Annotated in this window: 6 protein-coding genes; all 6 read left to right on the forward strand. The window is 39.7% G+C overall.

All coding sequences use genetic code 11. The features are described 5' to 3' along the window. The first annotated feature begins 90 nt into the window (after positions 1-90). The 6 genes from ACKI5B_RS01015 (at position 91) to fusA (ending at position 8,128) form a co-directional block, all read left to right on the forward strand. Positions 91-915 (forward strand): sigma-70 family RNA polymerase sigma factor, encoded by an 825-nt coding sequence (locus ACKI5B_RS01015; protein WP_407425091.1) that lies wholly within the window; start codon positions 91-93, stop codon positions 913-915. Positions 916-966: 51 nt separating this feature from the next. Next, on the forward strand, positions 967-2,271 hold the full coding sequence (locus ACKI5B_RS01020) for a divergent polysaccharide deacetylase family protein (RefSeq protein ID WP_407425092.1): 1,305 nt from the start codon (positions 967-969) through the stop codon (positions 2,269-2,271). A gap of 14 nt (positions 2,272-2,285) precedes the next feature. Further along, the gene (tsaD, locus tag ACKI5B_RS01025) at positions 2,286-3,326 is read left to right on the forward strand and encodes a tRNA (adenosine(37)-N6)-threonylcarbamoyltransferase complex transferase subunit TsaD (RefSeq protein ID WP_407425093.1); all 1,041 of its coding nucleotides are present in this window, start codon (positions 2,286-2,288) and stop codon (positions 3,324-3,326) included. A gap of 76 nt (positions 3,327-3,402) precedes the next feature. Next, on the forward strand, positions 3,403-4,356 hold the full coding sequence (locus ACKI5B_RS01030; RefSeq protein ID WP_407425094.1) for an SPOR domain-containing protein: 954 nt from the start codon (positions 3,403-3,405) through the stop codon (positions 4,354-4,356). Between the two features lie 99 nt (positions 4,357-4,455). Further along, the gene (locus ACKI5B_RS01035; RefSeq protein WP_407425095.1) at positions 4,456-5,955 is read left to right on the forward strand and encodes a hypothetical protein; all 1,500 of its coding nucleotides are present in this window, start codon (positions 4,456-4,458) and stop codon (positions 5,953-5,955) included. An 82-nt stretch (positions 5,956-6,037) separates the two neighbouring features. Continuing rightward, positions 6,038-8,128 (forward strand): elongation factor G, encoded by a 2,091-nt coding sequence (gene fusA / locus ACKI5B_RS01040; RefSeq protein ID WP_407425096.1) that lies wholly within the window; start codon positions 6,038-6,040, stop codon positions 8,126-8,128. The last annotated feature ends 122 nt before the right edge of the window (positions 8,129-8,250 follow it).

Raw genomic sequence — 8,250 nt, forward strand, 5'->3', positions numbered from 1 at the left:
ATTTTTCTTTCATTCTTTTTCTGATAAATCTTGGCATAGTTTTTGCTTACTGATTTTGGACTAGATTGCTTTAATTATTCAGGAGTTTTTATGAAGATGTACGAACTTTACATGAGCCAGATTCAGAAATACCCGTTGCTGGATGCTCAAAAAGAACAGGAAATTGCCGGCAAAATCAGTTCAGGTGACAAAAACGCTGTAAAAAAACTTATTAATTCAAATTTACGGCTTGTTGTAAGCATTGCAAATAAATTCAAGAAAACCTATAAAGTTTCAATAATGGATTTAATTCAGGAAGGAAATCTTGGTCTTATGGCAGCCGCAGAGAAATTTTCTACAAAATACAATACAAGATTTTCGACTTATGCATACCCATGGATTTTACAGTATATGCTCAGATTTCTGCACAATAAAACCTCAATCATTTCAATTCCACAGCGTAAGGAAGAAATTCTCCGGAAACTTTCAACAGCACAGACAGAATATGCTCAAAATACAGGACACGAAGCTTCAAAAAAGGAACTTTCTCATGCACTCGGAATCAGCGAAAATGAATTAAAAACAACATTAAACTATCTGTATTCATATACAAGTCTGGATGCAGAATGCAATAATGAAAATTCCGGTACAATCGGAGAATTAATTCCTGATTTTACATATGATCCGGAAAAGAATTTTTTCAAAGAAATAGCCCGTTCAAATATACAGAATTTAGTTGCCCAGCTTCCTGAAAAAGAGCGCTTTGTTCTTTCTGGACGATATAATTTTACAAGTGAAGTTCATGCACCTACATTACGCGAATTAGGCAGTGCCCTTGGAGTATCCGCTGAAACAATCCGTCAAACCGAAATAAAAGCAATCAAAAAAATCCGGAAAGCAATGGATGATTCAAAGCTTGAACTCTATACCGCTTAAAAAATAAAAACTCGACATTCAGGCATAAAATGACTAAAATAATGTCATCTTATGCCTAAACTTTCTCCCACTAAAAGAAAAACAACTCCCGGAAAACGAAAAACTTCTCCTAAAATAAAGAAACCTAAAGTTATTTTAGCAAAAAGCAAAGTTGCAGTCCTTTGCGGCCTTATCTGCGGAATCTGCGTACTTGCAATAGGTGTAAATATTTTTATAAGCACAGAATCCTCTTCACCAAAAGGACAGCAAATTCAAAGTCTTGCATCAACTCAAATTCAGCCGCAAAACACTGTTTCTCAAATAACAAAAAAAGATGAATCAGCACAAAAACAGATTTCTAAACCGCAAAAATCTGATACTCCTGCACAAAATTCAGTTTCACAGCAAAAAAAAGAAATTTCTCAAATACAAAAAACAGAACCTGCATCAAAAGAATCAAAGCAGCCGAAAAAAAACGAAGTTAAAAAACAGGAAAATGAAAACCAGCAGCAGAAAGCGGTTCAGCCACAGCAGAATCTTTCTCAGCAGATTAAAACAATTCCAGAAAATCAGATTTCTAAAACTGTGTCTCCAAAACCGCAGACTTCTTCAAATCAGGTTGCTTCACTGACACCACCAAAGCAAAAAGACGAAATCGAAAAAAATATTTCCAAAAAACGCTTTGACATTCCGCCGGCATCAAACGGAGCAACAATTGTAATCGTTATTGATGATGCGGGCCGTAATGTTGAAAATGCAAAACAGTATGCTTCGCTCCCCTTTCCGATTACAATCGCAGTTCTACCAAAACTTGCTCAAAGCCGTGCCTGCGCAGATGCAATAAGAAATGCCGGGAAAGAAGTAATTCTTCATCAGCCGATGCAGTCATTAAATCACAATCTGGATCCTGGTCCGGGTAAAATTACAAGCGACATGTCAACTTACGAAATTGCACAGATTGTAAAAGAAAATCTACGGGAACTCGGTCCCGGGGTTAAAGGCATAAATAATCACGAAGGTTCAGATGTAACTTCAAATGAAATTAAAATCGGTGCAGTTCTTGAAGTTTGCAGCGAAATGGGAGTATATTTTTTAGACTCGCGTACAACGGCAGCAACAAAAGCCCCGCAGGCAGCTCTCGAACGTGACATGCATATTTTTGAAAAGGCAGGCCCGTACCTCGACAATGATATTGACAGGGCAAAAATGATTGAACGGATGAGAGAAACTTTAGCATGGGCAAACAGACATGGTCGTGCAATTGTAATAGGTCACGTAGACAAGAGCGTAAAAATCTTACCGGAGCTTTTACGGGAAATGTATCCTGAAATAAAAGCGGCCGGCTACAGATTTGCAACTCCGAGCCAGCTAAGATAAAAACAGAGGAATATATGAAGGTTTTAGGTATTGAATCAAGCTGTGATGAAACAGCATGTGCTATAGTTGAAGACGGCAAAAAAATTATCTCGAATGTAGTTGCAACTCAAATTCCGTTTCATCAGATTTACAAAGGCGTTGTTCCGGAAATTGCAAGCCGTAAGCACGCAGAATGGATTCTGCCGGTTGTACGCCAGGCTTTAACCGAAGCAGACATGACCTTAGACGAAGTAGACGCAATCGCAGCCACAAACCGGCCGGGCTTAATGGGAAGTCTTCTGGTCGGTCTTACTTTCGGAAAAACCCTTGCATGGGCAAAAAACAAACCTTTCATTGCAATTAACCACATGCTCGGTCACATGTATGCCGCTCACCTTGAAAACGACATTCAGTATCCTTATCTCGGGCTTTTAGTTTCAGGCGGTCATTCAATCATTGCAAAGGTAAACGGTTTTGACAACCTTGAAGTTTTAGGAACCACTGTAGATGACAGTGTCGGCGAAGCTTTTGATAAGGTCTCAAAATTCTACGGATTCGGATACCCGGGTGGCGTTATCATCGATAAACTTGCACAGAATGGAGATCCTAAATCCTTCGCCTTTCCAATTGCTAAACTCGATAAACGCGAAACAAACCGTTACGATGTTTCATTTTCAGGACTCAAAACTGCCGTAATTCATCAGGCAGATTCCTTTTTAAAGCCGGGCTATGAAAAAACTCCTGAAAATCTCTGTGCCGCCTTTCAGGAAACAGCCTGCAGAACACTCACAAGCCGTCTTTTCCGTGCAGTCGAAGATACAGGTCTTAAAACAGTAGTTGCAGGAGGCGGTGTTGCAGCAAACTCAAGGCTGCGCGCCCTTCTTGCCGAACGGACTGACATCAAATGCATCTTCCCGCCCTTAAAACTCTGCGGAGACAACGGAGCCATGATTGCAGGTGTTGCATACCATTTCCTTAAACGCGGCGATACAAGCGGCTGGGACACAACCGCCTGTGCGCGCATTCCGCAGTTTAAAAGGGGACTTGCTAATTTAGAAGCATTTGGCAGAAGATAAATCCTAAACATTTTTTCTGTTTTTCCGATATTGAATCTATGGAAAAGGAAGTTAAATCTTCCAAGGGGATTTTATTATGGAACAGAAAAGAACTTTATGGATTATCTCAGCAGCTGGAATCTTTTTGCTTGTAGTATTTGGTGCCGCTCTGATTCTTTATTCAAAGCCGATGCAGCCGGTATCAACACAAATCGCTAATTCAAGCGCTTATAACCCGTCAATTGGCTGGACAAATACAGAACCTCAGAAACAATTGTCTGCTGCAGAGAACAACACTGCTTTTACCACAGAAACTGCTGCAACCACAATGGAAACTCAGGTTGCTGAATCTGATAACACTCTCAAACTTTCGCCGTTCGCAAAGTCAGAAAATACACAGGAACAGAACTCTCAGATTCATTCTGATAAAGTTACCGTTATTTCAGATAATGCGACTGTATATTCAAATACAACAACTACAATTGATTTAAATGCATTAAAATCATCTTCAAACTCAGGAATTGTTGCCAAAAATGAACTGACAGCAAACCAGATTAATACAAACCGTGCACCAGAGAATCTTCCTCCACCTCCAGTTCGTGAAGTATATTCACAGCCGCAGGAAAATTATTATACTCCGGCTCCGGTTGCAAAAGCACCAGCTTCAAAACCGGCAGCTTCAGCCGCACCGAAGAAAGCTGTAAGCACATCTGCAAAATCTTCTGCTGTTGCAAAAGCTCCGGCGCAAACAAAAGCATCAACTGCTGCAAAAGTTGCATCATCTGCAAAAAAAGCACCGGATTCATTCTGGGTTCAGGCAGCAGCCTATACAAGCAAGAGAAATGCCGATGAAGCACGAAGCACACTTGAATCAAACAAAATTACAAGTGAAGTCTTTACTTATACTGATTCAAATGGCAAAACCTTCTACAGAGTCCGGGTTGGACCTTATGTAACGAAAAGTGAAGCCGAATACTGGCAGACAAGAATCAGCATGATTGATAAGTTTGCTGAATCAAAAAGTGTGATTGTTAATACTGCAGTAAACTGATTCTAAAAAAATCCTCAAAAAAACATAAAACTGCCTGAAAAACGGCAGTTTTTTTTATTTTTATTGCCCAAGAATCAAAAATTACGCCAATAAAAGGATATGAAAATTTTATCATTTTTTTATTGGCGCAGATTTCTGGTTATCTGCATGCTGCTGGTTCCGGCTACAGATATTTTTTCTGAACCGGTTTTTAAATATATTGATTATAAATTTCTGGCCGGTTTTACAATTCCGGAAGAAAGCACGGATAAAGAAAAAGCTGTCAGTGCTTACACAGGATTTAAAATCTTATTTAGTCATGCAGATTTACGCTCTTATGTAACTTTACCTAAAACAAATTTTTCAACCATAAATTCCTGTGATAATGTAAAAGAAAAAATTGACTTACTTAACGATGTCCGGTACGGGGCAGGGATTTTTTTATTTAAGGATTCATTTCCTGTTTCCTTAAAAATCGGTCAAAATACTTATTCAAAGTCCGTTTCTAAAATAAAAAATCCTTCTCCCTCAACAACAGCTAATCCGCTCACAAAGTCATTTTCATTTTCAACCGGAATCGGTGCAAATCTTCCGGTTTTAACAGGAAGTGTTCAGCCTTTTTCATATGCATTATCATTTTCAACAAAAAACAATAAAAATCTGACATTCATTACAGAAGGATTCTTTGATGAAAACGAAAATGGAGTTATTTCAATCTTAACAAAATACAATTTCACAAAAACTATTTTCATTCAGTCCCAATTTTCTCTCGGCCGTTTTTATATTGAAAATAATTCATCATATCTTAAAACAAACAATGCTCTTTTTGAGCCGGATTTTTTTAATTCAGCTCTTGCAGAATTCTGTTTTCACTCACCCTTTTTTAAAATTAATTTTCATTCCGGATTACAGGAAAGTCCTTATGATGTTGATTCAATATGGTTTAAAATAGACGGCAGAACTTCTTTTAAGGGGCTTTTATTAAATTTTTCTTATTTCGCAATTCCAACTACCAAAGATTCTCCTAAACCGGCACCATTTATAGGCGGTTCATCCGCAATCTGTAGAATAATTGAACAGGCAAGTGCAAATTCCCAGTTACTTTTTTTTATTGATGATAAGTTTTCGTCTTCTATAAGAATTGGTTTTTCAGCTTTAGAGAACTGGAAAGTCACTGCAACAAATACACCAGTTCAGTTAAATACGGCAAAATTCAGGGCAGCTCTTCTTTATGAAAACAAATTTTTCACAACCCGTTTTGACTGGACTCACGCAAATATTCTGCTTGCAGGAACTCCACCAACAAAATCTTCAATCCCGGACAATTTCTATTCTTACACCCTTTCTTCCAGTTATTATGGACAATTGACAAAGATTTCTCTTTCAGCAGGTTACAGTTTATATCCCCCCAAAAAAAAGTCTTACTCAGAAAAAGAAATTTATTCAGGAGATTTGAATTTATTCTTTCCTAAAGTGAATATATCAGCACAAACAGGTATTAATCTTACTTACAAAGCAGACAGAAGGTATTCCGGTGAAATCGAAACAGGTTTACAATATGTTTTTATAAAAAAATACTTTCGTTCGTCAATAAAAGCCTCTCTTGTAATACCATTCTGAAGTATTGAACAAACAGTCTATTTTCTCTATAATCTTATAATTCTAGAAATATTTGGAAATTCTTTTTTGAGAGGTAAACAATATGGCTTTTGATATTACCAAAGTACGTAATATCGGTATCAGTGCCCACATTGACTCTGGTAAGACTACCACATCTGAACGCATCTTGTTCTACTGTAACAAGATTCACGCAATTCATGAAGTTCGTGGTAAAGACGGTGTTGGTGCTGTAATGGACAACATGGAACTGGAACGCGAACGCGGTATTACTATCCAGTCAGCAGCAACTCAGGTTCAGTGGAAGGACATCACTATCAACCTTATCGACACACCGGGACACGTAGACTTCACAGTCGAAGTTGAACGCTCACTTCGCGTTCTTGACGGTGCTATCATGATTCTTTGTGCTGTTGCAGGTGTTCAGTCTCAGTCTATCACTGTTGACCGCCAGCTTAAACGCTACCATGTACCTCGAATCGCATTCGTAAACAAATGTGACCGTCAGGGTGCTAACCCAATCCGCGTATGCCATCAGCTCCGCGATAAGCTCGGTCTTAACTCACACATGGTTGAACTTCCAATCGGTCTTGAAGACAAACTCGAAGGTGTTGTTGACCTGGTAGGCATGAAAGCTATCTACTTCGACGGTGACAATGGTGAAAACTTGCGTATTGCAGAAATCCCTGCAAACATGAAAGAGCAGGCTGAAGAATATCGTGCAGAACTTCTTGACGCTGTTTCAAGTTTCGATGACGAACTTATGGAAATTCTTCTCGAAGAAAAAGAACCTACAGAAGAACAGATTATTGCTGCTATCCGTAAAGGTACTCTTTCAGAACAGTTTGTCGGCGTATTCTGTGGTTCTGCTCACGTTAACAAAGGTATTCAGCCACTTCTCGACGGTGTTGAGCGCTATCTTCCAAACCCAACTGAAGTACACAACTATGGTCTTGACCTCGACAAAAACGAAGAGCAGGTTGAACTCTTCAACGTTGCTGACAAACCATGTGTTGCACTCGCATTCAAACTTGATGACGGTCAGTTCGGTCAGCTCACATACATCCGTATCTATCAGGGACGTCTTCCAAAAGGTGCAGAACTCACAAACGTCCGCACAAAGAAACGTTTCAAGGTCGGTCGTCTTGTCCGCATGAACTCAGCTGCAATGGAAGATATTTCAGTCGGCGAACCAGGAGACATTTGTGCTCTCTTCGGTGTTGACTGTGCTTCTGGCGATACATTCTGTGGCGAAGGCATCAATGTTGCTATGACATCTATGTTCGTTCCAACACCTGTTATCTCACAGGCTGTTAAACCAAAAGACAAGTCAATGGCTGCAAACTTCGCTAAAGCTCTCAACCGCTTTACAAAAGAAGACCCGACCTTCCAGACAGAACTTGATCCGGAATCTAACGAAACAATCATCAAAGGTATGGGTGAGCTCCACCTCGCAGTTTACGTTGAACGCATGAAGCGTGAATACAAATGTGAAGTTGAAGTTACTCCACCAAAAGTAGCTTACCGTGAATCTATCACAACTCAGGCTCCATTCAACTACACACACAAAAAACAGACTGGTGGTTCTGGTCAGTACGGTCGTGTTGCAGGTTTCATGGAACCACTGGCAGACAAAGACTACGAATTCGTAGATGCAATCAAGGGTGGTGCTATTCCTAACGAATATATCCCTTCTTGTGATAAAGGTTTCAAAAAGGCAATGGAAAAAGGATCACTTATCGGTGCTCCTGTTGTAGGTATCAAATGTACAATCAACGATGGTCAATACCACCCGGTTGACTCTTCTGATATCGCATTCCAGACTGCAGCAATCGGTGCATTCCGCGAAGCTTACGAAAAGGCAAAACCAGTTATTCTTGAACCAATCATGAAGGTTTCTATCGAAGGACCTACAGAATTCCAGGGTAACATGTTCGGTCTTATCAACCAGCGCCGTGGTGTAATTCTCGAAACAACAGATGAAAACAATATGTCTGTTGTAAATGCTGAAGTTCCACTTTCAGAAATGTTCGGATTCTCTACAATCCTCCGTTCTTCAACTCAGGGTAAAGCAGAATTCACAATGGAATTCCTTAAATACGGACGAGTTCCGGGCAATGTTGCTGATGAACTCATCAAGAAGTATCAGGAAGAGCGCAAGGCAGCTCAGAAGTAAGGAGTCTTAAATGGTTAAACAGGATCTTTTCGATAAAAGCACTATCCGTCTTTTTGACGCTGCTACTGAAGGCGGCTTAAAGGCTGGAGAACTCGGCCTAAGTCGGAGGGCCAAGCGGGTCT

Source organism: Treponema sp. (genome assembly GCF_045657965.1).
In the GTDB taxonomy this organism is placed as follows: domain Bacteria; phylum Spirochaetota; class Spirochaetia; order Treponematales; family Treponemataceae; genus Treponema_D.

Bases quoted from the DNA above. Each gene is read 5' to 3' on its own strand.
- ACKI5B_RS01015 (WP_407425091.1), top strand. From the start codon at position 91: ATGAAGATGTACGAACTTTACATGAGCCAGATTCAGAAATACCCGTTG.
- ACKI5B_RS01020 (WP_407425092.1), top strand. From the start codon at position 967: ATGCCTAAACTTTCTCCCACTAAAAGAAAAACAACTCCCGGAAAACGA.
- tsaD (WP_407425093.1), top strand. From the start codon at position 2,286: ATGAAGGTTTTAGGTATTGAATCAAGCTGTGATGAAACAGCATGTGCT.
- ACKI5B_RS01030 (WP_407425094.1), top strand. From the start codon at position 3,403: ATGGAACAGAAAAGAACTTTATGGATTATCTCAGCAGCTGGAATCTTT.
- ACKI5B_RS01035 (WP_407425095.1), top strand. From the start codon at position 4,456: ATGAAAATTTTATCATTTTTTTATTGGCGCAGATTTCTGGTTATCTGC.
- fusA (WP_407425096.1), top strand. From the start codon at position 6,038: ATGGCTTTTGATATTACCAAAGTACGTAATATCGGTATCAGTGCCCAC.